The sequence below is a fragment of the Streptomyces sp. 8K308 genome (genome assembly GCF_004348315.1).
Classification (GTDB): Bacteria; Actinomycetota; Actinomycetes; order Streptomycetales; family Streptomycetaceae; genus Streptomyces.
The window spans coordinates 1-26,077 of record NZ_SMKC01000070.1; the positions used below are offsets into that span (position 1 = coordinate 1).

Annotated in this window: 16 protein-coding genes and 6 pseudogenes; 10 read left to right on the forward strand and 12 right to left on the reverse strand. The window is 68.9% G+C overall.

Annotated elements, in window-relative coordinates:
- Positions 1-193: 193 nt before the first annotated feature.
- Positions 194-1,684 (forward strand): SulP family inorganic anion transporter, encoded by a 1,491-nt coding sequence (locus tag E1265_RS13155; RefSeq protein WP_207931055.1) that lies wholly within the window; start codon positions 194-196, stop codon positions 1,682-1,684.
- Positions 1,685-2,911: 1,227 nt separating this feature from the next.
- Here the strand turns inward: E1265_RS13155 and E1265_RS13160 are convergent.
- Positions 2,912-3,223, reverse strand: coding sequence for a hypothetical protein (locus tag E1265_RS13160; protein WP_132930491.1), 312 nt, complete (start codon positions 3,221-3,223; stop codon positions 2,912-2,914).
- A gap of 219 nt (positions 3,224-3,442) precedes the next feature.
- The gene (locus E1265_RS13165; protein WP_132930492.1) at positions 3,443-3,856 is read right to left on the reverse strand and encodes a hypothetical protein; all 414 of its coding nucleotides are present in this window, start codon (positions 3,854-3,856) and stop codon (positions 3,443-3,445) included.
- A gap of 332 nt (positions 3,857-4,188) precedes the next feature.
- Between E1265_RS13165 and E1265_RS13170 the strand changes: the two are divergent.
- The 6 genes and pseudogenes from E1265_RS13170 to E1265_RS13200 all read left to right on the forward strand — a co-directional run.
- Positions 4,189-4,356, forward strand: a pseudogene (locus E1265_RS13170) (arsenical-resistance protein); the annotation flags it as partial.
- Positions 4,357-4,541: 185 nt separating this feature from the next.
- Positions 4,542-6,572: pseudogene (locus tag E1265_RS13175) on the forward strand (PhoX family phosphatase).
- Between the two features lie 811 nt (positions 6,573-7,383).
- Positions 7,384-8,397 carry an ABC transporter substrate-binding protein gene (locus E1265_RS13185; protein WP_132930493.1) on the forward strand — a complete coding sequence of 338 codons (1,014 nt, stop codon included), beginning with the start codon at positions 7,384-7,386 and terminating at the stop codon, positions 8,395-8,397.
- A 9-nt stretch (positions 8,398-8,406) separates the two neighbouring features.
- Positions 8,407-9,435, forward strand: a complete 1,029-nt coding sequence (locus E1265_RS13190; RefSeq protein ID WP_132930494.1) for an iron ABC transporter permease — start codon at positions 8,407-8,409, stop codon at positions 9,433-9,435.
- A gap of 5 nt (positions 9,436-9,440) precedes the next feature.
- Positions 9,441-10,502, forward strand: a complete 1,062-nt coding sequence (locus tag E1265_RS13195) for an iron chelate uptake ABC transporter family permease subunit (RefSeq protein WP_132930495.1) — start codon at positions 9,441-9,443, stop codon at positions 10,500-10,502.
- Positions 10,499-11,272, forward strand: coding sequence for an ABC transporter ATP-binding protein (locus E1265_RS13200; protein ID WP_132930496.1), 774 nt, complete (start codon positions 10,499-10,501; stop codon positions 11,270-11,272). Before E1265_RS13195 ends, E1265_RS13200 begins: the two co-directional genes overlap by 4 nt.
- Before the next feature lie 981 nt (positions 11,273-12,253).
- Here the strand turns inward: E1265_RS13200 and E1265_RS13215 are convergent.
- The 8 genes and pseudogenes from E1265_RS13215 to E1265_RS13250 all read right to left on the reverse strand — a co-directional run bounded on the left by E1265_RS13215 (position 12,254) and on the right by E1265_RS13250 (position 20,240).
- Positions 12,254-14,281 carry an AAA family ATPase gene (locus E1265_RS13215; RefSeq protein ID WP_207931056.1) on the reverse strand — a complete coding sequence of 676 codons (2,028 nt, stop codon included), beginning with the start codon at positions 14,279-14,281 and terminating at the stop codon, positions 12,254-12,256.
- Between the two features lie 194 nt (positions 14,282-14,475).
- A pseudogene (locus E1265_RS13220) lies at positions 14,476-15,024 on the reverse strand (transposase family protein); the annotation flags it as partial.
- Positions 15,025-15,280: 256 nt separating this feature from the next.
- On the reverse strand, positions 15,281-15,754 hold the full coding sequence (locus E1265_RS13225; RefSeq protein ID WP_132930497.1) for a DUF4158 domain-containing protein: 474 nt from the start codon (positions 15,752-15,754) through the stop codon (positions 15,281-15,283).
- Between the two features lie 379 nt (positions 15,755-16,133).
- Positions 16,134-16,217 (reverse strand): annotated as a pseudogene (locus E1265_RS38960) (MerR family transcriptional regulator); the annotation flags it as partial.
- A gap of 259 nt (positions 16,218-16,476) precedes the next feature.
- Positions 16,477-17,280: an MBL fold metallo-hydrolase gene (locus tag E1265_RS13235; RefSeq protein WP_132930498.1), complete on the reverse strand. Its 804-nt coding sequence runs from the start codon at positions 17,278-17,280 to the stop codon at positions 16,477-16,479.
- A 424-nt stretch (positions 17,281-17,704) separates the two neighbouring features.
- Positions 17,705-18,023, reverse strand: a pseudogene (locus E1265_RS38965) (class I SAM-dependent methyltransferase); the annotation flags it as partial.
- 206 nt (positions 18,024-18,229) lie between these two features.
- A complete protein-coding gene (locus E1265_RS13245) occupies positions 18,230-18,511 on the reverse strand; it encodes a hypothetical protein (RefSeq protein ID WP_132930499.1) in 282 nt (93 codons plus the stop codon).
- A gap of 586 nt (positions 18,512-19,097) precedes the next feature.
- Positions 19,098-20,240 (reverse strand): MFS transporter, encoded by a 1,143-nt coding sequence (locus E1265_RS13250; RefSeq protein ID WP_132930503.1) that lies wholly within the window; start codon positions 20,238-20,240, stop codon positions 19,098-19,100.
- Positions 20,241-20,496: 256 nt separating this feature from the next.
- On the opposite strand from E1265_RS13250, the gene E1265_RS13255 reads away from it, so the two are divergent.
- Complete coding sequence (locus E1265_RS13255; protein WP_132930500.1) at positions 20,497-21,390, forward strand: LysR family transcriptional regulator; 894 nt, start codon at positions 20,497-20,499, stop codon at positions 21,388-21,390.
- A gap of 69 nt (positions 21,391-21,459) precedes the next feature.
- Here E1265_RS13255 and E1265_RS38970 read toward each other — a convergent pair.
- Positions 21,460-21,722: pseudogene (locus tag E1265_RS38970) on the reverse strand (hypothetical protein); the annotation flags it as partial.
- A gap of 923 nt (positions 21,723-22,645) precedes the next feature.
- Here E1265_RS38970 and E1265_RS37985 point away from each other — a divergent pair.
- Positions 22,646-23,308: a transposase gene (locus tag E1265_RS37985; RefSeq protein WP_207931057.1), complete on the forward strand. Its 663-nt coding sequence runs from the start codon at positions 22,646-22,648 to the stop codon at positions 23,306-23,308.
- A 181-nt stretch (positions 23,309-23,489) separates the two neighbouring features.
- On the forward strand, positions 23,490-23,789 hold the full coding sequence (locus tag E1265_RS37990; RefSeq protein ID WP_243740752.1) for a transposase: 300 nt from the start codon (positions 23,490-23,492) through the stop codon (positions 23,787-23,789).
- Positions 23,790-24,602: 813 nt separating this feature from the next.
- Here E1265_RS37990 and E1265_RS13270 read toward each other — a convergent pair.
- The gene (locus tag E1265_RS13270) at positions 24,603-25,124 is read right to left on the reverse strand and encodes an inclusion body family protein (RefSeq protein WP_132930501.1); all 522 of its coding nucleotides are present in this window, start codon (positions 25,122-25,124) and stop codon (positions 24,603-24,605) included.
- Between the last annotated feature and the right edge of the window lie 953 nt (positions 25,125-26,077).

Here is a 26,077-nt window from a genome sequence, read left to right on the forward strand (position 1 = left end):
CCCCCGGACGTGAGCCGCCGGCCGTCCGTGCGCGCCGCCCCGCCCCACGTCCCTCTCCTTCGACTTCCGGCCCCGTCCTGCGGGCCGTCCGCGCCGGTGCCGGCCCGGCCCGCGCGTCTTTCCCGCACGCCCCGGCCTGCCGTAGGGGTGTGCCCGAGCACGACAGGTACGCATCCTCTTGTCTTCCGCTGCTGTGACTCCCGCCGCGCGGCTGCGCGGCCTCAAGCCGGACTGGCTGAGCAACCCGAAGGTCTGGCGCACCGAGGTCCTGGCCGGTCTCGTTGTCGCCCTGGCGTTGATTCCCGAGGCCATCTCGTTCTCGATCATCGCCGGTGTCGACCCGGCAGTCGGCCTGTTCGCCTCCTTCACCATGGCCGTGGTCATCTCGGTCGTCGGCGGCCGCCGGGCGATGATCTCCGCCGCCACCGGCGCCATCGCCCTCGTGATCGCCCCTTTGAACCACGAGCACGGCCTGGGCCACCTGGTCGCCGCCGTCATCCTGGCCGGCGTCTTCCAGATCGTCCTGGGCGCCATCGGGGTGGCCAAGCTGATGCGGTTCATCCCCCGCTCAGTGATGGTCGGCTTCGTCAACGCCCTCGCCATCCTGATCTTCACCGCCCAGGTCCCCGAGACGCATGACGTCCCGCGGGCCGTCTACCCGCTGCTTGCCGGCGGGCTGGCGCTCATGGTGTTCTTCCCGAAGATCACCACCGTCATCCCCGCCCCGCTCGTCTCTATCGTCATCCTGACCGTCATCACGGTCGCGGCCGGGATCGCCGTGCCGACCGTGGGCGACAAGGGCGAGTTGCCGTCTTCCCTGCCCGTGCCCAGCCTGCCGGACGTGCCGTTCACCCTGAACACCCTCGCCACCATCGCCCCCTACGCGTTCGCCATGGCACTGGTCGGCCTGATGGAGTCGCTGATGACCGCCAAGCTCGTCGACGACATCACCGACACCCACTCCAACAAGACCCGCGAGTCCATCGGGCAGGGCATAGCCAACATCGTCACCGGCTTCTTCGGCGGCATGGGCGGCTGCGCCATGATCGGCCAGACGATGATCAACGTAAAGGTCTCCGGCGCCCGCACCCGCCTGTCCACATTCCTCGCGGGCGCCTTCCTGATGGTGCTGTGCATCGCCTTCGGGCCCGTCGTCTCCGACATCCCCATGGCCGCGCTCGTCGCCGTCATGATCATGGTGTCGTTCGCCACCTTCGACTGGCACTCCATCGCCCCCAAGACCCTCAAGCGGATGCCCGCCGGCGAGATCGGCGTCATGGTCATCACCGTGGTCGCCGTGGTGGCCACCCACAATCTGGCCATCGGCGTCGTCGCCGGCTCCATCACCGCCATGGTCATCTTCGCCAAACGCGTCGCCCACCTCGCCGAAGTCACCGCCGTGGTCGACCCCGACGGCAAGACAGTCGTCTACCGGGTCACCGGCGAGCTGTTCTTCGCCTCCTCCAACGACCTCGTCGGCCAGTTCGACTACGCGGGTGATCCGAAGAAGGTCGTCGTCGACCTGTCCGCCGCACACATCTGGGACGCCTCCTCCGTCGCCGCCCTCGACGCGATCGAGACGAAGTACAAGCAACGCGGCAAAACCGTCGAGATCACCGGCCTCGACGAACCCAGCGCCCACCTCCACGACAAACTCAGCGGCGAACTCACCAGCAGCCACTGACCCGCACGCGCCACAGGTCGCCGAGCAGCCGGTCGGCACAGCCGCCGCCGGGCACCATCCGCGGATCCTCGAAGCGATCGGCAGCGGCTTCACCTCCCACGATGACGACCCCACCGAAGACGTGCACGCGTTCCCGAACACGAAGAAACCCCCTCGCGCCAGGTGCCGACCGGATTCGATGCGGGCTGCCTTCGGACCTCACTCCGTCCCGCTTCGGTCCGCTAATCGGCGGCCGAAGACACCCAGCCGGCGGGCACGACCGGGCACGTGTCACGGTAGTACCTGGAGACGCCGGTGGCGTCGGCCAGCGTCGGGCACGGGAACTACGTATAGCGGCTGTCGTTGTCGAGGGAGACCTTGAACCAGGGAATCAGGCGTCGCGTGACGTTCGAGTTTCCCATGTGGGGAAACCACGGCCGCCACTGGCCGGCTCGACGAAAGGGCCCTCCGTGCCGGCCGGCAGGGTGGCGCGGAGCTGGTCGCGGGGTGACCGTGCCGTCGTCCCGGCCACCCGTGATCACCGTCGGCACCCGCACGTTGGACAAGTTCCGCGAAACGAGGCGGGCGCGAACGGGACGACGGCCGCAGCGCGGCCTCCGCGCCACCGTGCTGATGGCGCCGCCACCCCCCGTGGAATGCCCCCCATCACACCCAGCCGGTCGGGATCGCTCCAGTCACGCACCAGGCTGCGCTGGGATGAGGTAGTCGAGCGCGGCGAGGAGCCGGGTGCCGCGAGGCGGTGTCCCAGTCGGTGGAACTCTCGGTGTCGCTACCGACGACGACGAGGCCGAACGACGCGATCCAGTACCCCACCCAGGCACCTTCCGCCGCCCAGCTGGCGGTGTAGCCGGGCACGACGTCGACCACGCACCAGACCGCCCGGACTGGTGTCGGCCGGGTAGCAGAACCGCCCACGGAGATCCGGCGACTCCTGGCAGCTGAACCCCCACCACTGACCCGCCGGCGCAGCGGCCACGCCATGAGCTGGTCACAATAGCGACGACAACACCAGGCCAACGCCTCGCCGCTGCCACTACCACCGCCGCGCCCGAGGTCACGAACTCACCATCCCTGACAGCCCGTCAGCTGAGTACACTCAGAAACACGCTCCTGACCAGCGAGAATAGCGAACTGCGACTGGAGTACTAGACAAGAGGGCCGGCCTTTGTCGAGCACCCAGGCTCCCCACGCTCCTGGCAGCAGCGCGGGGAGCCACCAGAGCAATGCTCAGGGCCTCACCGGCAGGAAGGACCACGTACCGTCCGGATCAGCCGCATAGGCATCCCTGCCCGGGGCGATGGTTTGCGGCTCACGCTCGCCGCGACACCCCGAGAGGTCGTACAGGTAGAGCTCGTAGTTGGAGTTGTTCTCCACCAGACCCGTTTGGTACACCGTCCAGCACACCCCCTGCTGGACGGGAAGCGTCAGATCGCCCCCGATGGTGACACTCCCCTGAGCCGCTTGCGCCGATGTCGGCACGGCCACCGCGAGCACCCCCGCAGCGGCCACCGTCGCCGCTGCACTGATCAATCGCCGCATAGTCCCTCCCAGTTCTCGATGCGGACACGTGGAACGGTAAGAGGGAACAGCTCGGCCGAGAACCGTGCACAAGGAGCAACTCCGACGCCGGCTACGTGCACGATGGGCAGCGCGGCGCCCGGCCGAGGGCGCCACATAGCCCCCCTGGTGAGGTGGGTGCGGGAAAGGGTGCCGCCTGGGAGGCGTGCCCGGGCGGCACACTGGCTACCGCCTGGACGGTCAGAACTGCGGGTCGAGGTACGAGCCCCACTCGTAGGTCCCGTCCTCCCACAGCTGCCAGGACTCGATCAGGTCGTAGGTGCCCCCCGGCCCTCGCAGCCGCGACTGTTGGGTGTAGTACCCGTTCTGCGGGTCGAGGCAGTCCGTCCAGGTGTAGGTGCCCGCTGGCAGACGGATCGGCTCCCCACCGTCAGCCCAAACGTGCCCCCACCTGTAGTCGCCGGTCGCCAGGTAGATGCTGCGCTCGACGCAGGACATGGCCATGCCGCTATCGGGGCTGGCATCCAGGAACTGGGTCTTGGTGTTGTAGGCCGTCGGGTGGTCCTGGGCCGCGGAGGCGGTACCCGGCGAGCCGAGGACGGCCATGGTGGTCAGGGCGGCACCGGCTAACAGGGTGCGTGAGGTTCGTGCCACGATCGCTTCCTTCCTGATGAGACAGACCAGTGCGCCGGTGCGACGGAACCGCCGACTCCGGCGTCCTCAGCGTCGCGCGAAGCCGCCGGGACAGGTCCCGGATTCAGTTGCTGTCGCACGCCGGTACGTCACAGGCCACCTCGGCGAAAGACGGGTGGGCAGGGGGCAGTGCCGCCCGGGAGTTGTGGCTCCCGGGCGGCACCGTTACAGAACAGCCAAATCCGCCCAGCGTCTGGTTCCCACGGCTCCGGGACCCGGTTGGGCAGCGAACTCGGCGCCGTATCGGCCGGAATGCGCGCTCACGCGATGTCTAGTAGGACCGTCGTTTATAACTCGCCATCGCTGTGGCCATCGGCACCTTCGGAGTCATCAGCGGCCAAGGCTTCGCCGGCGTCGTCGGCCCTCTCGTCGAAGTCCCCGTCCTCGTCACCCTGGTCTACGTCTCCCTCGCGCTGCGTCGCTGGTACCCCGGATTCGCAACGTCCGCCACCACGCCCTGAGATAAGGCACAGGAGTCGTTCGCCGGCTGTTCATCTACCCGTTGATGGATTCGTACGCATTTGCCCCTAACGTCCTGCGTCGGCAGAGATCGATGCTTCAGGGGCGGACTTCTTCCGCCCAATGGAACCCTGGAGGTGCCGTGCACCACCCATCCCCCGAGCCTGATGACAGACAGGCCAGACGGATCGTCCCACTGCCCCTGCTCTCTGCGCATCCCGGTGGGCGTGCGGCCCTGACGTGCCGGTACCGCTGCGGTGACGCCTGCAGCCACCCGGCCCCCAACCCCTCGGACAACGCCTACTTCGGCGATGTGATCGCCCGCGCGGTCTCCCGCCAGGGTCTGCTGCGCGCCGGTGCGGTCGTGTCGCTGGCCGCCGGGGCGGCCGGTGGTTCGCGATACCCGCATCCGCCACCCCAACACGGCAGGGCGGCGCGGGCCAACCGCCGCGCGGCCTCACGTTCGAGCCGGTGGCGCCCAACACCGCCGACGCGGTGATCGTCGCGCCCGGCTATGAGCAGCAGGTGGTGATCGGCTGGGGCGACCCGGTGCTGCGCGGCGCCCCGGAGTTCGTCGTTGGCCGGCAGAGCGCGGCGGCGCAGGCGACCCAGCTCGGCTACAACTGCGACTACCTCGCCCTGATGGACCTGCCGTGAGAGCGCGACGCCCGGCTGCTGGTGGCCAACCACGAGTACACCAGCGAGGAGATGATGTTCGCCGGCTACCACCCGGACAACCCCATCCGCGAGCAGGTGGAGATCGCCTGGGCCGCGCACGGCCTGACCGTGGTCGTCCTCGCCGAGCACCGCCGCTCCGGCAAACTCACGCCCGTCACCGGGCACCGGCTGAACCGCCGGATCACGGCGACGACGACGTTCGAGTTCACCGGCCCGGCCGCCGGCAGCGACCTGCGAGACTTCCGCCGACCCCGCCGGCACGACGGTGCTGGGCACGCTGAACAACTGCGGGGGCGGCACCACCCCGTGGGGCACGGTGCTGTCGGGTGAGGAGAACTTCAACCAGTACTTCGGCAACGCCAACCAGGTCACCGACCCCACCACCAAGGCAGGCCTGGCCCGTTACGGGATGACCGGCGGCGCCAGCGAGCGCAAGTGGGAGCGGTTCGACCTCGCGCAGGAGCCGAACGAGGCCAACCGGCACGGCTGGGTCGTCGAGATCGACCCGTACGATCCGGACTCCACGCCCCGCAAGCTGACCGCGCTGGGCCGCTTCAAGCACGAGGCCGCCGAGCCGCGCCTGACCCGGGACGGCCGCGTGGTGGTCTACATGGGCGACGACGAGCGGTTCGACTACTTCTACAAGTACGTCTCGACCAACCGCATGATGAGTGGGACGAGCCGACGGGCGCGGCGACACAACCGCGGTCTGCTGGAGGAGGGCACCCTCTACGTGGCGCGTTTCACCGGCAACAGCCCGGCCGAGGAGATCGACGGCACCGGCGCCCTGCCCGAGGACGGCGAGTTCGACGGCACCGGTGAGTGGATACCGCTGGCGAGCGGCGACGAGTCATTCGTCGACGGCATGACAGCGCAGGAGGTCTACGTCTTCACACGGCTGGCCGCCGACAAGGTGGGCGCGACGAAGATGGACCGCCCCGAGGATGTGGAACCCAACCCCCGCACCGGCGCCGTCTATATCGCGCTGACCAACAACACCCGCCGTGGTGCCGCCGGCCAGCCCGGACCGGACGAGGCCAACCCGCGCACCAACAACAAGCACGGCCAGATCGTGGAGGTCATGGAATCGCGCAACGACCCGTCCACGCTGCGCTTCACCTGGCGGCTGCTGCTGGTGTGCGGTGACCCCGCCGACCCGTCGACGTACTTCGCCGGGTTCCCCAAGGACCAGGTCAGCCCGATCTCCTGCCCGGACAACCTGGCCTTCGACGACTACGGCAACCTGTGGATCTCCACCGATGGCAACGCCCTGGAGACCAACGACGGCCTCTTCGGCGTCGCGCTGGAGGGCCGGTACCGGGGGCAGGTCAAGCAGTTCCTCACCGTGCCCGTCGGCGCCGAGACCTGCGGGCCGATCATCGAGGAGCGCCGCGTCCTCGTCGCCGTGCAGCACCCAGGCGAGGTCGACGGCGCCAGCTTCGACAACCCCGGCTCGCACTGGCCGGACGGCCCCGGCACCAGGCCCCGCCCAGCCGTGGTCAACGTCACCCGGACGCGCGGCGGGCGCATCGGCGCCTGACCCAAGCCCCTACCCACTGAACCGGCCACCCCCTTACCCCGCGGCGGGGGGTGGCCGGCCTTCAACCCGCCCGCGTCGAGCCTGCTGCCTCGGCCCCACGACCAGTGACGGCCGAAACGCGCCGAGTACCTTCGCAGACGCCCATTACGCCCGCGAGGCGAGGCTTTGGAGCAGCGTGCGTGCGAGGACATCGGCAGCCTGCCCCTGAGTGAGCGCAGCCAGGTGCCTGATGACGGTGGCGTTCTCCCGCAGCCAGGCATAGATGACCGAGGAACTGGCCCGGCACGGCTACCAGATCAGCCCCGGCACCGGCATCTGACGCCCCATCGGCTGAACGCAGACGGTCTACGGGACTCCGAGCAGCGCATGGTGGAGAGGCCGGGCACGGCGGGTCCACCGCGCCACCGAGGCCGGACGCCGAGCGCTGACCGAGGACCGCAAGGCACTGGCAGAGCCGGCACGCGAAGTCCTCGGCGACGACGCCCCCCGACGCCTCCCCAGCAGTCAGTGCGCGACCGCCCCCGCCTCGGCCGGCGTCGAACGCCCCCAGCCGCCGCAAGTCCTCCGGCACCACGGCAGCGGTCGATGACTTCGGAACGAATCGCGTAGTGGGCTCGGCCGTGACGTCCCGCCACACGTATCTGCCGCGGCTGTGCGTCACCACCAAGGCGGTCAGGTCGGGTGAAGGCGCACAACACGACCGGCCGTTGCCCGGCAGCCCGCCGACGAAAGAACCACCGCCACTACGGTTAGGCTTACCTAAGTATGATGGTATTCTCGCGGGCTCGGCCTGCTGAACGGAAAGTCCACGATGCGCGCACTTCGCCCAGCCCTCCCCGTGGCGCTCCTGAGCGTCGTACTCGCCGGTTGCGGCGCCGACGGCGCGGAGAGCTCCTCCGACGACAGTGCCGGCGACTCCGGCCCCTGGTCCTTCACCGACGGGTCCGGCGAGGTCGTCACGTTGGACAGCACGCCCGCGCGAATCATCGCGCACGCCGGCGAGGCGGCCGCGCTGATGTCCTTCGGGATCCAGCCGGTCGGGATCTACGCCGACGAGTCGGTCGAGACCGACCCCAACCTGGAGGGCCTCGACCTGACCGGGATCGAGATCCTGGGCGAGGAGTGGGGAGAGATCGACGTGGAGAAGGCCGCCGAACTGCGGCCGGACCTGGTCGTCGCCGACTGGTGGCCCGCCGAGGAGGCACACAGCGGTATGGAAGAGGGCGTCGACGAGCAGAGCAGGAGGCTCGCCGAGTTGGCGCCGGTCGTCGGCGTCGCCCAGGGTGACTCCATCGTCGACCTGATCGAGGGCTACGAGGACCTCGCCGAGAGCTTGGGCGCCAACGTCGACGACCCGGAGATCGCCGCCGACAGGCAGCGCTTCGAGGAAGCCGTCGAGAACTTCGAGGCGGCGGTGGCGGCCAAGCCCGGCCTCACCGTCGCCGCGATGTCGCCGTACGAGGATCTGGTGTACGTCGCGAACCCGGAGTACGCACCCGAGTTGCTCGACTTCCAGCGCTGGGGCCTCGACGTGATCAACCCGGACAGCCCTGACCCCGGCTTCCCCTACTGGGAGAACCTCAGCTGGGAGAACGCCGACAAGTACCAGCCCGACCTGATTCTGTGGGACCAGCGGTCCTACACGCCCACGGTCAACGAGGAGTGGGGTCAGACGCAGCCCACGTGGTTCAGCGTCCGGGCGGCCGAAGCCGGGGCGATCGCCTCGTGGCCGGCGTACTGGCTGCACACCTACGGCCACTACGCCACCGAGCTGGAGGCGCTGACGGAGGCGATCACAGCCGCGGACGAGAACATCGGCGACTGATCACCACCGATGAGCGACTCGACCGGCACAGTGCGGCGAGCCTCCGCCCTCGGGTCAGGGCTCGCCGTGTTGTGCGTGCTCCTCGCCCTCGTCGCCTTCCTCAGCGTGACGATGGGCTCGCGCGAGATCGGCCTGACCGAGGTGCTGAGTGCCCTGGGGAACCTCCAGGGCGACGGATCGATCAACAGCACGGTGACGCTGGAGTTGCGCGTCCCGCGCACGCTGCTCGGCATCCTGGTGGGCGCGGCGCTCGGCGTCGCCGGCGCCATACTGCAGGGCGTCACGCGCAATCCCCTGGCGGACGCGGGAATCATGGGCATCAACTCCGGCGCGGCCGCCTTCGTGGTCTTCGCGATCACCGTGCTCGGCGTGCGCGGCATCGAGTCCTACGTGTGGTTCGCGTTCGCGGGGGCGATCCTGGCGATCCTGCTGGTCTACACAGTCGCGTCGCTGGGGCGGGAGGGCGCCACACCGGTGAAGCTCGCGTTGTCGGGCGCGGCCGTCACGGCCGGTCTGACCTCGGTGACCACCGGGATCGTGATGACCAACGTCGACGCGCTCAACGAGATGCGGTTCTGGCAGGTCGGATCGCTCGCCGGGCGGTACGCCCCGATCCTGCTCGGGGTCGCGCCCTTCCTCCTCGCCGGCCTGGTCGGGTCGCTGCTCTTCGGGCGAGCGCTCAACGGGCTGGCGCTGGGCGAGGACATGGCACGTGGTCTGGGCCAGCGTGTCTCCCGCACCCGGGTGTTCGCGTTCGGCGTGGTCGCGGTGCTCGCTGGTGGGGCCACCGCCGCCTGCGGGCCGATCGTCTTCGTCGGGCTCGTGGTGCCGCACCTCGCGCGGTTGGTCTGCGGACCCGACTACCGGTGGATCCTGCCGTACTCCATGCTGCTGTCGCCGATCGTGCTGCTGCTGGCCGATGTGCTGGGCCGGACCGTGGCCGCTCCCGCGGAGCTGCAGGTCGGCGTGGTGCTCGGGGTGCTCGGGGCGCCCGCCTTCGTCGGGATCGTGCGCTACGCCCGGCTGTCGGAGGTGTGAGCGCCATGACCACACCCACGACCACCACGCCGGGACCCACGACCGTGGACGCGCTGCGCGTTACCCGGCGGCGCCGGAACGCCCGCGCACTGGCGGTGACCGGCGTGCTGGCCGTCGCCGTGGCCGCCCTGTTCGTGCTCACCATGATGGTGGGCAGCTTCCGGCTCAGCGCGGGTGAGGTCATCGCCTCCGCGCTGCACCTCACCGACAACCCGAGCGTGGACTTCGTCGTCCGCGAGCTGCGGCTGCCGACGGCGGCCTCCGCCCTGACGGTGGGCTGTGCCCTGGGCGCCTCCGGGACGATCTTCCAGCAGTTGCTGCGCAATCCACTCGCCTCGCCGGACTTCGTCGGCATCTCCGCAGGCGCCGGGCTCGCGGCCGCCGGCGGGATCGTGCTCCTGGACCTCGGCGGGCTCGTCCTCAGCGCGTTCGCCCTCGGCGGGGCAGTCGTCGCCGCCCTGCTCATGTACGTACTGGCCTGGCGGGACGGCGTGACCGGCTACCGCTTCATCCTCATCGGCATCGGGGTCGCGGCCTTCTTCACTGGTCTCACCGGCTACCTGCTGACCCGGGCACAGCTCTCCGAGGCCCGGCAGGCGATGCGCTGGCTGACCGGCTCGGTCGGGCAGGCCAGCAACAGCGAGCTGCAGCTCCTCGCGGGTGGCCTCCTGGTGCTCCTGCCGGTGGCCGTGCTCCTGCAGCGGCAACTGCGGGCAATCGAACTCGGCGATGACACCGCCCGCGCGCTGGGCGCGCGGGTCGAACTCGGCCGTGCCGGCCTGCTCGCGACCGCGGTGATCCTGGTGGCGCTGGCCGTCGCCGTCGCCGGCCCGATCGCGTTCGTCGCGCTCGTGGCCGGTCCGATCGCCAACCGACTGCTCGGCCCGGCGACCGGCGGGGTCGTCGCGGCCGCGTTGACCGGCGCCGCGCTCCTGCTCAGCGCCGACCTCGTCGCCGCACACCTGATGCCGACCCCGCTCCCCACCGGGGTCGTGACCGGCGCGGTCGGCGCGCCGTACCTGCTGTGGCTGCTGGCCACCACGAACCGGCAAGGAGCCGGCGGATGACTCGACTGCACGCCAAGGACCTGACTCTCGGGTACGACGACCAGACGGTCGTCACCAACCTCGACATCGAGATCCTGGACGGCAAGGTGACCGCGATCGTGGGCGCCAACGGCTGTGGCAAGTCCACGCTGCTGCGCGGCCTGGCCCGACTGCTGAGGCCCCGCGACGGCGCGATCCACCTCGACGGCAGGAGCCTCAGCGAACTCAGCACCCTCGACGTCGCCAAGGTGCTCGGGCTGCTCCCGCAAAGCCCCGTCGCACCCGAGGGCATCACCGTCGCCGACCTGGTCTCCCGGGGCCGCTACCCGCACCAGGGCTGGTTCCGCCGGTGGGCCGAACGCGACCACGACGCCGTGGCCCGGGCACTCGACGCCACCGACACGGCGGACCTGGTCAACCGGCCGCTGCAACAGCTCTCCGGCGGTCAACGCCAACGCGTCTGGGTCGCGATGGCGCTCGCCCAGGAGACCGACCTGCTGCTGCTCGACGAGCCCACGACCTACCTGGACATCAACCACCAGGTGGAGCTGCTCCGCCTGGTGCGGAAACTGAACGCCCAGTCCGGCAAGACCATCGTGCTCGTGCTGCACGACCTCAACCTCGCCTGCCGGTTCTGCGACCACATCGTCGCGATGGCCGAGGGCAACATCGTCGCTGAGGGAGCCCCGACCGACATCATCACCGCCGAACTCGTCGAGAAGGTCTTCGGTCTCGCCTGCGTCGTCATACCCGACCCCGTGGCAGGCACCCCGATGGTCATCCCGTCCTGAGCTTGACTCTGTGGGTGATCTTGGAGTTTCTCGGTGCGGCAGCATGGTCGGGAGGATGATCGGGTCGTTCCGTTGATCGATGCAGCCGTCGAGGTGCCTGTCGTCCCTCCGTCCTCGTTCCGGTGAGCGGGTCCCCTCTCTGACCGAGCAGGTCGCGCGGGCGAGTAACCCGGGCGGCTCGACCGCGATGTGGGTGAGAGACCGGCTGGACGGGCTGTGGCGCGACGAGGATTTCGCTGGCTGGTACCCGCGCGACGGACGCCCGGGCCTCTCACCCACCCAGCTGGCCACCGTCTGTGTGCTGCAGTTCCGCTCAGCCTGTCGGACCGTCAGGCCGCCGACACGGTCCGCTACCGCATCGACTTCAAGTACGCCATGGCCATGGAGCTGGACGATCCCGGCTTCCAACACAGTGGTGCTGGCCGACTTCCGCGACCGTCGCACCGAGGATGACCGCACCGACCGCCTCCTCGACATCGCGCTGGCCCGTCTCAAGGAGGCCGGTCTGGTGCGTGAGCGCACCACGCAGCGAACCGACTCCACCCACATCCCCGTGCGCGAGGGCGTCATCTCCTCGGCGACGCCGCTGATGGGCCTACGCTCCGGCTCGCACAAGAACGCCACCTACACCGCGTTCCGGGAGGTCGGCTGCGTGATCCGCACGGTGCAGCTGTCGTGCCACCTCACTGACGCGCCGCTGTGGCGGCGGGTGCCCGCGGCGACGATCAAGGTTGAGTCGTTCAACCGGTTTTCCCAGTGGGCCGGCTTCGGCAACCGCGGGGTCATCGCCGACAACGCCCCGAGCACATCAGACGGTTCGGCGAGTACAGCACGCACGAACTCGGCATCGAGCCCGACGCGTACGACCGAAGCTCGACGTCGACTTCGCCCTGCTGCGCGAAGGGGATCTGAACGTCGTCGGCTTGGACCAGGCCGCGTGATGCCGGGTGCGCCCGCGGCGGCGACGCGGGCGCCGAGTCGTCAGGCGGGCTGGACGGTGATTGTGCAGAGGCGCTTGGTGGCCCGGGTCAGGGCTACGTACAAGTCCCTCTCCCCACCGGGGCGGGCCGTGATGATTTCCTCGGGGTTCATGACGACGACCCCGTCGAATTCCAGGCCGCGTGCTTCGGACGCCGGCACGATGCGTGCGTGGTGAGCGACGCCCTGGGCCGTCAGCTCGCTCACCCTGGTGTCCGCGCAGATCACTCCCAGAAGCTCGCCCGGGTGCGCGGTGCTCTGGGCGCGGAGTTCCTGAACGACGGCGGTGACCAACGCGTCCGGAGGTGTGGTCACGGTGCGAGGGCTCTCACCGCTTCGCAGTGACCGTGTGGGCTTCTGGTCCGGAGCGATCCGCGTGAGCAGGTCCCGGACGCTCTCCAGGATCTCCTGCGTGGTGCGGTAGCTGACGGTCAGGTTGTGCAGTTTGAACCGCGGTCCGACGTGGGGGCTCAGTGCTTCCTTCCAGTCGCGAGCTGTCGCGACCGGGCCTGCCTGGGCGAAGTCACCCACCAGCGTCATCGCCCTTGCCGGGCAGCGGCGGAGGATCATCCGCCATTGCATGGCGGTCAGTTCCTGCGCCTCGTCGACGACGACGTGCCCGTACGTCCGCTCCGGAGGGCCGTCGACCAGGCTCGCCGCCTCGTCCAGCAACGGCACGTCGGCATCGGTCCACGGGGCGTCCGGACCGCGCAACAGAAGGGATCGCTCCTGAGCGGTCAGGCGGGGCAGGCGCTCGGCGAGAGCGGCGGCGTTCGTCAGGAGCGCCTTCACGAGGTCACCGGGTACCAGCCGCGGCCACAACACCTCGACCGCTCGGTCGACGCCGGCGTCGTCGAGGAGATCGGCCCGGATGGCGTCCAGCTCCAGTTCGTGGGCCGGACCCGAGTCGGCCGCGCCTTCGGTACGGCGCTGGGCGGCTCCAGTGAACCGGTCGAGGTTCATGCCCGTCATCCTTTCGGCATCGGCGTCGATCTGCTCCAGGAGGTCGCCCATATCGCGTCGCATCGCGTCAGTGACGGCGTCGACCAAGAGCTCTTTGAACACCTGGCGCGCGGGGTTGTGCCCCGGTACGGCCGCCACGGCGGCGTCGCGTGCCGTGGCGACTTCCTCGCCGGAGAGGTGAACCAGTTCCGGTCCGACCCGCACGGTGAAGTCACCGGCGGGGGCTTGGTGGACGCGCAGCAGGCCGGCCAAGGCGTCGGCGAGGTCGGAACTGCCCTTGAGACGCGCCGTATCGAACGGGTCCACCGTGTCCGTGGGCACTCCGGCCAGTTCCCGGCAGGTCGCCAGAACGACGTCGTTCTCTCCCAGCGAGGGGAGGACCTGGGAGATGTAGTCGAGGAACCGGGCGTTCGGGCCCACCACCAGGACACCCTCCTCCGCGGCGCGCGGGAACGCGTACAGGACATAGGCCGCCCGGTGCAGGGCGACCACCGTCTTGCCGGTGCCGGGCCCGCCCTGCACCACGGTCACCCCGCGGTGGGCGGAGCGGATGATCTCGTCCTGCTCGGCCTGCAGCGTCGCGACGGCCGCGTGCATCCTGCCCGTACGCCGTGCCGACAGAGCCTCGGTCAACGGGCCGTCCCCCACGACGTCCTCGTCGGTCGGCGCGGTCCCGTCCAGCAGTTCGTCGCTCACCGAGATGACCGTGCGCTCCTCGAGGCGCAGGTGCCGGCGCCGCCGCAGGTTCATCGAGTGGACCGGTGTCGCCTCGTAGAAGGGCCGCGCCGCGTTCGCGCGCCAGTCCACGAGCAGAGGCAGGTCATCCTCCTCCGTATGCAGGCCGATCCGCCCGATGCGCAGGGCCGTGCCATCCGTCCAGTCGATGCGGCCGAAGACCAGCCCTTTTTCGGCGCCCTCCAGCCGGCCGATTTCCTTGGCCAGACGCTCAGCGGCGATCTCTCTCTCGTATGCCTCATCGGCACTTTCCGCCGGGGCCTTCAGCACACTCGCTTGGTGTACTCGCGCCTCGGAAAGCCGCCCGGTGAGCAGCTCGTACAAGGTGGACACATAAGCCTGCTCCGATTCAACCGCACACACAGCAGGGTCGTTCACTTGCGACAACAGAGGGCTCCTTTAATTCGAGCCACACCATACGGTCAAAGTTCCCTAAAGATAAGTCTTGACTTGATTGGTGAAGCCATGCCCCTACGACTGAGACTTTTCCGTCATCGGTCTGAGCTGGCCAATTGCAGGGTGAGGATGGCCTGGACGAGGGCGTCGCTGATGCCGTGTTCGCGGGCCGCGCGGACGTCGTGGACAGCGCCGGGCAGGGCGGGTGAGGCCCACAACAGCCGGCCGAGGGGATCGGCGAGGATCTGAACGTTCATCCCGTGCCGCTTGTGCTTCCCCGAGTAGTAGGGCCGGTCCGCGGCGATCCGGTCGATCGGCAGCAGGGTTCCGTCCAGCAGTACGAACGCCTTCGATGATGCTGTTCGGACCGCCTCCGCAAGGGTCGGCGCGAGAGCGGCCAGGACCGCGACGGCCTCGGTGATGTACCGGTACGCGGTTGTGGTCCCGATACCGAAGCCGGCCGCGAGCCGGGCATACGGGTGGGCGCTGCGGAGAGGGGCGAGAGTGGGCAGGGCCTGCCGGCCGACACTCAGGCGCCGCCAGCGGGTACCGGTCTCTTGGCGGCGCTGGCGGAGCTTGGCGGACAGGAAGCGCAAGACGGAACTGGACATGTCGACGCCCGACAGGTGACAAGCACACGAAGCCTGTGGTGGAGACGGATTTCTTGGTCGAAAACCCATCTACCAGGGGTTACCGCCCTGCCCGTCAGGTTGGAAAAAGGTCACTGAATCCATGACGGCTGGCCGTATGACGTATCATGCATTCCGCCGTTCCATATATCGCTAATTGCGCTCCCGATGCCCGCCTGCCTTATGGGCGAGCCCGCCCCTGGATGCAGGCGATGTTTTGTCGCGCTCGGGAAAAGGGGGAAGATCTGGCGAGACAACCGGCACCATCGAGCTCACTGCCAAGGGGGCATCCGCCGGGCTGATCCGGTCATTGATGCCGTCGCGGATCGCGGTGCTCACCCCGCGGCGGACCATCGAGGCCATCACGCCGAAAGGGGGAGAACACCGGCAGCGCCAGCCCGGCCTCCACCATCTTCTCCAGCGCGATGTTGATCAGGTCCGCCGGCCGGTTCTTCGCCGCGGCCTCCTTGCGGATCGACTGCTCGGCGATCCGCCGGGCCTCCGCCTGGTACACCGGCAGCGTGCCCTCCGGCAGCTCCACCTGACGCCGGACGAAGTCCACCACCATGATGGGGACGTCCTCCAGCTTCGGGAAGCACCCCATGCGCTGATACGACTTCAGCATCAGCAGCAGAGCCAGCAGATGCTCATCGCCCTCCGTGGCATCGGACGCCCACTGAAGCCCCTCCCGCGTCGGCGAGAAGAACAGACGCGGCTCGTGCGCGGCGATCAGCCGCTTAAACCGCGGATACGCGGTCCGTTCGATCGGGTCACAACCCACCCCAGGCCCCAGACGGTGGTCAACATCGCCACCAACGACACTGAGCCGAACGGGTGACGGGCCGGGCCTCTCAGGGCGTCGAGATCATCCCATGGCCCCTTTTTTTGAGCTCGTCTCGGCGATACCCCCTTCAGCGACGAGGCCGGCTTCGACACCCTCAGCCGGATCGCCGAGGTGTCCCGAGGCGCCGCCTACGACGCCCGTGAACCGGACACCATCGCCGAGGTCCTACGCTCCGCCATCAGCAACTCCTGATGTTGAAGGGTGGCGTGACGATGAAGGACCCCGTCGGTATCGCCCTCGCCGCGCTGCTCGGCGCGGCGATCGCCGTGTGACCACGCGCTCAGGGGCCCGGGTCGCGGTGGCCCTGGCCGCCGGCGTGGGCAGGGCGCAACAACCCCGCGGCACCGTAGTGGCGCGGCATGCGCACCGATACGCCGCCGTACTTGGCGAATGCTCCGATGTGAACATGACTGGCCCACTTCACTGGCTGACATGGTGTGAGGGGCACCCCCGCCTCACAGGCGTTGCATGCCTCGGTCGTCGCGTTCACGCAGCGTAGCCCGCAGGAGCAACCGCCTGCCCTCATCGTCATCAATCTCACGAACCCGCAGCTGGTCAGCCGCCCGAGACAGGATCCGAGCGGCACGTCTGGTGACAACAGGGCAATGCTGCCTGAGCGGCCGCGCGCGTTCGCGGAATGACCGGCCCTGCCAGGTGGGTCAGCGGGCGATGAACGGCTCGGTCAGGTGCGGGGTGGCGAGATAGAGGGTGCTGGCGGCCCGGCCGCGGAGCACCTGTTCCCTTGAGGCCCTTGCCTGTTCCGGGTTCATCTCGTGGGCGTAGGCGAGTTCGGGGTGGAGCAGCTGGATCGCGTGCACGAGCAGGTCACCGGTGACGGCGACGAGTTCGCGCCCGGACGCGACAAGCACGCTCTGGTGTCCGGGCGTGTGACCCGGCGTGGCGAACACGCGCTCGCCGCTGCGCAGCGGGGTGTCGCCGTCGAGCAGCCGTAGCTGATCGGTCTTCCGGAGCGGGTCGATCACAGTGGACCGCAGCTGCGGGTTGACCTCCTCGATCGCGTCGAATTCGGCCTGCTGCAACAGGTATCCGGCGTTCGGGAAGAACGGCCGCCTCTGCTCGCCGCCGACGACGGCCCAGCCCACGTGGTCGGTGTGGAGGTGCGTGAGCACCACGGTGTCTACCTCGGATGGTTCGACACCCGCGGCGGCCAGCGAAGCCGGGAGCACCCCGGGCACGGGCGCCCACGAGGCCGCCGGGCTGTCGACCGGGCCGATCCCCGCGTCGACCAGCGTCACGCCCTGGTCGCTGCGGATCGCGAACGCGCGGAACTGGAGCCGCCAGCGCCCGTCGGCGTCGAGCGCGCCGGGATCGAACTGGTCGGCCGCCGCCCACTGCTCGGTGGATGCGTCGGGGAACGCCTCCGACCTGGTGGAGAAGAAGGGGCCCGCGCCGTCGGCGAGCGCGATGACGGTGTACGGGCCGACCTGAAGGGAAGGGGGCATCCCACAGATGGTGCCACCCGCGGGCGGCCCACGACCAAGCGGGTTGCCCCGGAGCTCACTCCGGGTCGTGGGCGTACGTCGCTCAGGCGTCGGCTGCTTCCGTCTCGTTGACGCGCGTGCTTCTTCCAGGACCACAAGCCTGCCTCCCCCGGAGATGGTGCCGTCTTTTCTCGGTTCTGGCACTGATCTCGGGGAGCGGTCGCGGAGGGTTGGTGAAGCAGGATCATCTTGCGGAGTAGTTCGAATCCGGCTCGTCCGGAGAGCTGCCTTTTTGATCTTCTTGATGTGGTTCACGGTGCCTTCGGTGCCGCCGGAACTCCAGCGCAGGGTGAGTCCGGCGGTCACGGCGTCGAGGTCGCGGAGCAGGTGGAGTGCGAAGTTGGTGAGGCCGGGTGGTTGGCGAGGATCTCACCGAAGTGGCAACCTCGAACCGGCCGTCGGCGAACGGGAGACCTCGCATGTCGGTAGCAGCCGTGCGCGGACTCAGGTTCCGGCGCCCGGCCTCACGGGCAGCGCGGGCGGCGGCTCGAGGGCTGAGGTCAGTCCCGGTAACACGGTGCCCGTGCAGCGCCAGGCCGATGGCCTGCGTGCCGATGCCGCAGAGGCAGTCGAGCACCGTCGCGCGTTCCATGCCAATCAAGGCGTTCAGAGCCTCCCTCTGCCGACGGGTGCTCGCGTTCCCAGTCTGCATAGATCAGGTGGTGGTCATCGGCCAGTTCGTCGTAGAAACGCGCCACAGGCATCTCAGGCGTGGCCCGAGACTACTGACGCCCCGGAACAGCCGCCGATCACCTTCCGTGATCGGCAGGGGACGACCTCGACGACCACAACGCCGGCCCCCTTCTCGTGACCATCCACGAGCCCGTTAATCGCCAGCCGCTATCGAAAGCCGCCGTCGAAACTCATCAACAAACGCCGCCGCAAACGTGGAGCACGAAGCCATCCTCAATCACAGCAGACGGCGCACGCCCTGCGCCTTCCCCCGGTTCCACCCCCGGAGGGTGAGGGAGGAGGAGGCCGCGGCGTCCCTTCCGTGTCGGCGGCCGCGACTCACCGGGTGCAGCTCGCCCGGTGCCGCGAGAAGGCCCAGGGCGACGGTGCCGGTGACGCCGGCGGCCCTTTCGCCGGCGCTCGTGATGGTGAGCGGCGCCACCAGCAGCGCGCCCTTGCCCCCAAGGGCAGCCTGTACCGCGAGCTCAGCGGCGAACCGGGGGGAAGGAGGATCAGACACATGTCCCACGCGGCGCCCTGCGCCTGGCGCATGCCTTGGTCAAGGCCTGCGCCGGGCCGGCCGCGCAGGCGATGGGTACCAACCTTGATCATGCGCGGAGTGCACAGTGCGAGGTCAGCGCGCGTGACACCAGGACGCTTGGGTTGATGCACCCACTGGTCTCGGGACCGCGGCCCCGGCGTCATCGAAGCGCGGCAGGACATCGACCTCGTGCAGTGGCACGTTGGTGACCCCGAAGCTGGTGAAGCTCGCCGCCGTCCGCCCTGTGGCTCGGGCCGGCCCGAGCCACAGGGCGGACGGCGTGGGAAAGACCCACCCGCTCACACGACGGGCCCGCACGCGGAAGAGAGAGAAGCAATCGCCGATGCGGCACGTCGCGGAGTGAGGCGGGCCGCGAGAGACGAAACCAGCAAGGCGGACTCATCCCGGAAGCCACCCGCCACAGTGGCGCCATAAGGCTGGAGAAGTCACGCCGCGGCAGTGAAACCATGCGGGACAACACAAGACCCACCGAGGAAGACACCCCTGAGTGTCGCGGCCTTGGAGGCGGGGTGTTTCGGCTCCAGATGCAGGCTGGGCGCGCTCCTCAGTCCGTGGCGGCCGCCGAGGGCGAGGGGATTCGCCCACGGGCGGTGACGAGAAGGGCGCCGACCGCCAGCGCGCCGCCCAGCCACAGCACCGACCGGGTGCCGAACCCGTCCGCCATCCGGCCGCCCAGGAAGGCGCCCAGGGCGATGGCCCCGTTGAACACGCCTACGAACAGGGAGGTCGCGCCCTCCCTGGCCTGCGGGGCGGCCAACGCCAGCCAGGTCTGCGTACTCACCGACACACCCCCGTAGGCCAGACCCCACACCACCAGCAGGATCGCGGCGCCAGCCAGGGAAAGCCCGAGCAGGGGAACCAGCAGCACCGAGGCCGCAAGCGCCAGGGTGATCACCAGCAGGACGCCCCGCACCGACCGCCCCACCAGGGCACCGACCGCGAAGTTGCCCACGACACCGGCGATTCCGTACACCAGCAGCAGGGTGCCGACCAGGGAGGTCTGGACGCCGGAGACGTTCTCCAGCACCGGCCGGACATAGGTGTACGCGGCGAAGTGTCCGGTCACCAGCAGGGCCACCACGGCGAGCCCGGTGACCACCTGGGAGTTGTGGAACAGCCGCATCACACCACCCAGCGCGACCGCCTTCTCGGCGGGGAGCGGCGGCAGCAGTACGGCCATGGCGACCGTCACCACTAGAGCGAGCCCCGCGACAGCGAGGAACGCCTCGCGCCAGCCCGCCAGTTCACCGATATAGGCCCCTGCGGGCACACCCAGGACCGAGGCCAGAGCGACACCTCCGAAGATCGTGGAGGTCGCCGGCCCGACGGACGTGGCCCGAACCAGCCGGCCCCCCAAACTGCCCGCGAGCGACCAGACACCTCCCATACCGACACCGATCAGCACGCGGGCCACCATCATGACCGCGAAGTTCGGTGACCAGGCCGCCAACGCGTTGGCCGCCGCCAGGAGCATCATCAGGAAACAGAGCACCACACGCCGGTCGACCCGCCCCACCGCCGAGGTGACCAGCGGCGCGGAGAAGGCGCCGACCAGACCGGTGACCGTGAGCGTCAGCCCCGCCATGCCCTCGCTCACCCCCAGGGAATCGCCGATCGGGGTGAGCAGACCCACCGGCAGCATCTCTGACGTGACCACGGTGAAGGTCCCGGCCGCCACGGCCACCACCGCGGGCCAGCCACCATCCGCGGACGCCTTGGGGGCGGGTGTTTCCAGAGAGAGTTCGTCGCCTTTTGCCATGGCCCCAGCCAACTGCGGCGCCAAAGGTGGAACAAGCGCGAAGTCCTCATGGTTCCATTAGCCAGGTTAATGGAAGGAACGCGCGGGCACGGCAACCGCGGTCGGCGCGGACCGTATCAGTGGAGGGTGTGGGGTGACCGTCACCGAATCACGGACGGGGGGTACGAAGCCCGCCTCTGGGCTTGTGGAGATCCGCGAACTGGAGTGCTTCCTGATCCTCGCGGAAGAACTGCATTTCGGACGCACCGGGGAACGGCTGTACGTCTCCCAGGGCCGGGTCAGCCAGCTGATCCGCGCCTTGGAACGACGCATCGGCGCCCGCCTGGTGGATCGCACCAGCCGACGTGTGCGGCTGACTCCTCTCGGCGAGGACTTCCTCAGCGCCCTCCGCCCCACCTACACCGCCCTCCGCGCCACCATCGACAACACCCGCGCCGCCGCACTCGGCCAGAGCGGCCTGCTACGCATCGGCTTCCAGGGCGTGACGGGCTACGGCTTCATGGACGTGGTCAGCAAGTTCGAGGACCAGAACCCCGGCTACACGACACACATCACCGAACTCCCACTCTCCGACCCCTTCGGTCCCCTCCACCGAAACGAGATAGACACCGCCGTCGTTCTGCTGCCGGTGAAGGAGCCGGACCTGGTCCTCGGGCCCGTCTTCTCCCGCCAACCGCAGTATCTGGCGGTCTCCCACCGGCATCCCTTCGCCCACCGGACCGTCCTGAGCGCCGAGGAACTGGCCGACTCACCGCTCGTCGGGGTAGCCGCCCCAGCACCGGACTACTGGCGCGAGGCGCAGGCGCCCCTCCGTACCCCCTCCGGTGCCCCGGTACCGCGGGGGCCGCTGGTCGGCACCCTCCAGGAAGGCCTGTCCCAGGTCGCGGCGAACCGCGGCGTGATGCTGCTGTGCCACCCGACCACCGAATACCACCACCGTCGAGACGTGACCTACCTCCCGATAACCGGGCTACCCGAATCCGCCCTCGGCCTGATCTGGCACAGCGACCACGAAAGCCCCCAAGTCCGTGCCTTCGCCAACACCATCGCCAGCGACCTCACCACACTCGGCCCATGAAACGAAGGGGCGCTCGGCCTGCCGGTCGACGTGGTTCTGCGGGGTTGTCGTTGAAGAAGGCGTGCTGCGCTACTGCTGGGTCTCCATGACGTCGGCGACCACGCAGCTGACGTTGTCGGGGCCGCCGGAGCCGTTGGCGAGGGTGATGAGTTACGGACGGCCGGCTCGGGTTCGCTGATCTCGGAGAGGGCTCGGCGGATTTCTTCGCTCGGCACGACGGTCGACAGACCGTCGGGGCGGAGCGACCGCTGGGAGTGGGAGGCGGCTTCTTTCGGGCTGAGCCGTCCTTCGTCGACCATCGACTGGACCATGGTGTGGTCGTGGGTGATCTGGGACGGTTCTCTGCGTGGCCAGCTCCGCCCCACGTCGAGGATGCTGCCGCGCACCGCGCCATGAACGCGGGCGGAGGACAGGAGGACGTCTCCCATCCCCAGGCCACCACGCAGCCACACGCGTGCTCCGGCGGCGGCCGATGGACACCTTCCAGGGCGCGGTCGATGCCACGGTGGGCGCGCGACGCGAGCGCGCGGGGAACGGTCGTGGAGCCATATCGTCCGCCGGTGACGCGTGGCTTTGGAAGCCGCCGTACCGGGTGTTCAGCGCCGGCATGTAGGGCGGCTACGTGACGACTTCGCACCGGAGGACTTGGGCTCTCCTCATGGCCACCGTCGGCGGCGTGGCGTTGCAGGCCCTGCTGATCCAGTCCTTCCGGGCCCTCGGCCCGCGGACCACTCCCCTGCCCCGCCCGTACGACCGTTTCTGAGGGGCGGCGTGCGGGGGCGTTCTCTCCCGATGTGCATCGCTGTTGTCGTTCGGTTCGGGTGCCTCGCCGGGTTGAGGGTGATCCTCGCGATACAGACCAGGCCGGTGGCCCCTCGCAAAAGTGGCCGCCACTGGCGCGCGCCGGTGAACGCGCGACCATGCGCCCTCCGCGCGCCGCCCATGCGGTCTGGCCCGGGTTCTGGTCCGCGCACCAGACTCCTACCTGCGGTTTCCGGCCGATGTGCCCACTGCGGGGCAACGGGTTGTCCTCTGCAAGTCCGCCGGTTCCTTTGTTCGGACGCTTCGTGCGGGCGGCGGACGTTCGTCGAGCAGGTGCCCGGACTGACCCGCCGGCACGGCCGGTGGACGGAGCGGTTGCGTTCACCACTGGCTGCGGTCGGCCTCGCGCTGGCCGGCCGTGCCGGCGCTCGGATGGCCCGGGCGTTCGGGGTGTCTGTCAGCCGCAGCACGGTGTTGGCGGCTGGTTGACGCGTTGCCCGAGCCGGACGTGCCGGCCCCCCGGGTGGTCGGCGTCGATGAGTACGCCACCCGCAAGGGCCACGCTTACGGCACGGTGCTGGTCGATGTCGAGACCCGCCGGCCCATGGACCTGCTGCCCGGCCGGGAGGCATCCAGCCTGGCCGCCTGGCTGGCCGAGCGGCCCGGAATCGAGGTCGTCTGCCTGGACCGGGCGCCCTTCTTCGCCGACGGCGCCTCCGCCGGGGCACCCCAGGCCGTCCAGGTCGCCGATCGCTGGCATCTGTGGCACAACCTCAGCGAAGCTGCCGAACGGTGCGTCGCTGATCACCGTGCCTGCCTGCGGGCCGAGATACCCGCCCCTCGGCGTCCCTCGCAACCCGACGACGAGTCTAAGGACGCCTCCGACTCGCCATGGCCCACCGGCCACCGGTTCGCCGACCGTACCCGGGCCAATCACGCCGCAGTCCACGCGTTGCTGGCCGCAGGCAACAGCCGCCGCGCGATCGAACGGCAACTCCGCATGACCAGTCGCACCGTCAAACGCCTCGCCGACGCCGCCAAGCCGGAGGACCTCTTCAACGGCCAGTGGCAGGGCCGCCCCTCCGTCCTGGACGAGTTCAAGCCCTACCTGGACGACCGCTGGAACCAGGGCTGTACCAACGCCTGGAAGGCATGAGAGGAGATCATGCCGCTCGGCTACACCGGCAGCTACCAGCGCGTCCGCGCCTACTTCCGCCAAACATCTCTCCACCGACCCGGTCACCGCACCCCCGCCGTCCCCCCGCACGGTCGCCGGCTGGATCCTCAGCCATCCCGACGCCCTCACCGAGGTCGAACAGCTTCGACTGAAGGCTGTCCTGGTCCGCTGCCCCGATCTGGACGCGCTCACCGGCCACGTCCGGTCGTTCGCCGAGATGCTCACCGAGCGCCAGGGCCATCGGCTCCCGCAGTGGCTCGACGCCGTTCGCAGGGACGACTTGCCGGGCCTGCACACCCTGGCCGCCGGCATCGACCGCGATGCCGTTATCGCCGGCCTCACCCTGCCCTGGAACTCCGGCGTCGTCGAAGGCCACGTCAACCGCATCAAGATGCTCAAGAGGCAGATGTTCGGCCGCGCTGGCTTTCAACTTCTCCGAAAACGCGTCCTCCTCTCGTGACAGAGCGCTACCGCGTCATGGAAAGTGAGATAGAAACTCCGGCCCCCGCTCATGAACGGCCTAGCACACCAAGATCAACGCCGATCATTTTTGGCAATCTTCCCGAAGGGAAGCATGGCGGCGTATCATTACTCATCGCGCGGTTCATCGGGAGTTGAGCCAGACCATCACTTGCTGAATAGTCGCGGCTCTTGGAACTGGGAAATGTGTTGGCGCACTATGAGAAGATGTCGGCTGCTGGCGATAACACATATGGTGTGCAGTAGAGAGGGGCTGGGGAGGTAGAGCGGCCAGGCGGCTTAACCTCCGCGCAGTTGCGATGGCAAGTGAGAAAGGGGAGCACGCGTACATGCTGCATCAGACGGCCTGTACTACCCGTACATGCACCGCACATGCTGACAGCGGTATGAGTCCCGGCAGGCGATGCTGGTTGGCGCGAAACGGGGACGGCCTTCTTGGTGGTGCGGGCGAGATCCATCGCGCTTCGTCACGGCCTCCGGCGTGGCGGCGTCGAGGGCCGGGCCCATCTCCCACGCGCGGCCGGGGGCCGCGGTCGGCGGGGGTGCGGACTTCGAGCTCGGCGCGGAGCCGGGGGAAACACCTCCAGGCGCCACAGGGCGGCGATCTGGCCCTAGCGGTGACCTCGACGAGCCTCATCGTTCCCCGTACGGGCACAGCTTCTTGTCGAACAGTTCGTACGACCGGTCTCCTCAGCCACGTCCAGGGCCTCGACACGTCCCTTCATGGCCGTGGACGGCGCGGGCATCCGCGCCGTCCACGTGACGTGCTGTCACCGGGCCGCGGCCGTGAGCGTCAACGTGGCTTTATGGTGATGTGCGGGTCCCACTTGAAGTACCCCACCAAATTTCCTTCGTCGTCGTGGATCTGGAAGGAAAAATGGTACGTAATGCCGCTGGCATCCGATTTCTTGACCAGCGCCGTCCAGAAGTGATCGTTGTACGACTGCCTGTCGTAATCCGGCTTGCCGCCGACCCCCTCCTTCGGTATCGGAAAGCTGCCCTCGACTATGGAGACACGCGGATCTTCGAGGAGCTTGTGGTCGGGGTCGGAGCTCACGTACGCATAGAGTAATGCGCTGTAGTCGGCGTTGAGCGACAGCGTCGTCTCGCGCCACCTGATGGTGTCGCCGGGGTTGGCCTCGAAGTCCAGATTGGCCCCCGACGAGCTGTTGACCACGTGGTCGTGGCGCGTCGTCATGTAGATGTACTGGGAGCCGACCGAAGTCGGCTGGTCGGGGTTCTTCGACGGATTGGAAATATCCCTCTTGATCGATGACGCATCGAACGCGATCAGCACGTTGATGGTCTTTGCCATTTTTCCCACTCCCCTTCTTCCGTGCCCGATACATCTGTCTGGACATTGCTGCCCTCCGTGTTCCTGCACCAAACAGGATATGAGGACAGGGATGATTCCGTATGAGGTCTTTTCCGCCAACCTGACCGGCGAGCCCTTCGGCCACGCATTCGGCCGTCGTGCGGCGGGCTGACCAGGAAATCCATTCTCGCGGCCGACAACCGCACGGGCGGGCGGCCACCTCCGACTGCGAGGTAGCCGCGCCACGCGTTCCCCGGCCGACGGGGCGGCCATCGGCTGAAAAACGGCCGGACAGGCATGGGTCATGGCTGCTCCGCCAAGGACTGGTCAGCGGCGTGCACCGAGGTGCGAGGGCCGGGCACGGTGGCCGCGGGGAGGTTCAGGCGGGCACCCATGTCGAGGGTGACCTCCCCCTACGAGCTGACGTTGAACCAGAACAGCGGGTCAGCCCGCGCCGGTCGACGGACGTGAGCAGGTCAGCCCATTCGGGTTCGCCGAGGACGTCCTGGAGCATCAGGGTGTCACGTAGACCAGCGCGGACTGGAAGATGCGCCGCGAGGTGATGTTCGACCTGGCCGCCAAGCCGGAGTTCACCGAAACGTCCAAGGACCGGCGGGGGCTGGACGTGCTCGCGCACGCCCAGCGGCACCGACGCCCGCCGGCATCCGCCGGGCTCTGGCCTCCGTCCATCTACTCCCGCCAGCCGGGCCCATCGCATAACGAGGGCCGGGCCCTTCTGAACCGCGCCTGTCAGGGGCACGGAGACAAGAGGGCCCGGGACCACCAAAACTATCGGTTCACGCCCCCGACTCCCGCGAACACTCCCGCCTCTTCCGCACCAGCCACAGCCTGAGCGACGCCGGCCTGTATACAGCCGCCGTCACCTACGACGAGCACCTCACCACAACCGCAGAAACGCATCCTCGGACCCCACCACCCCCACACCCTCACCA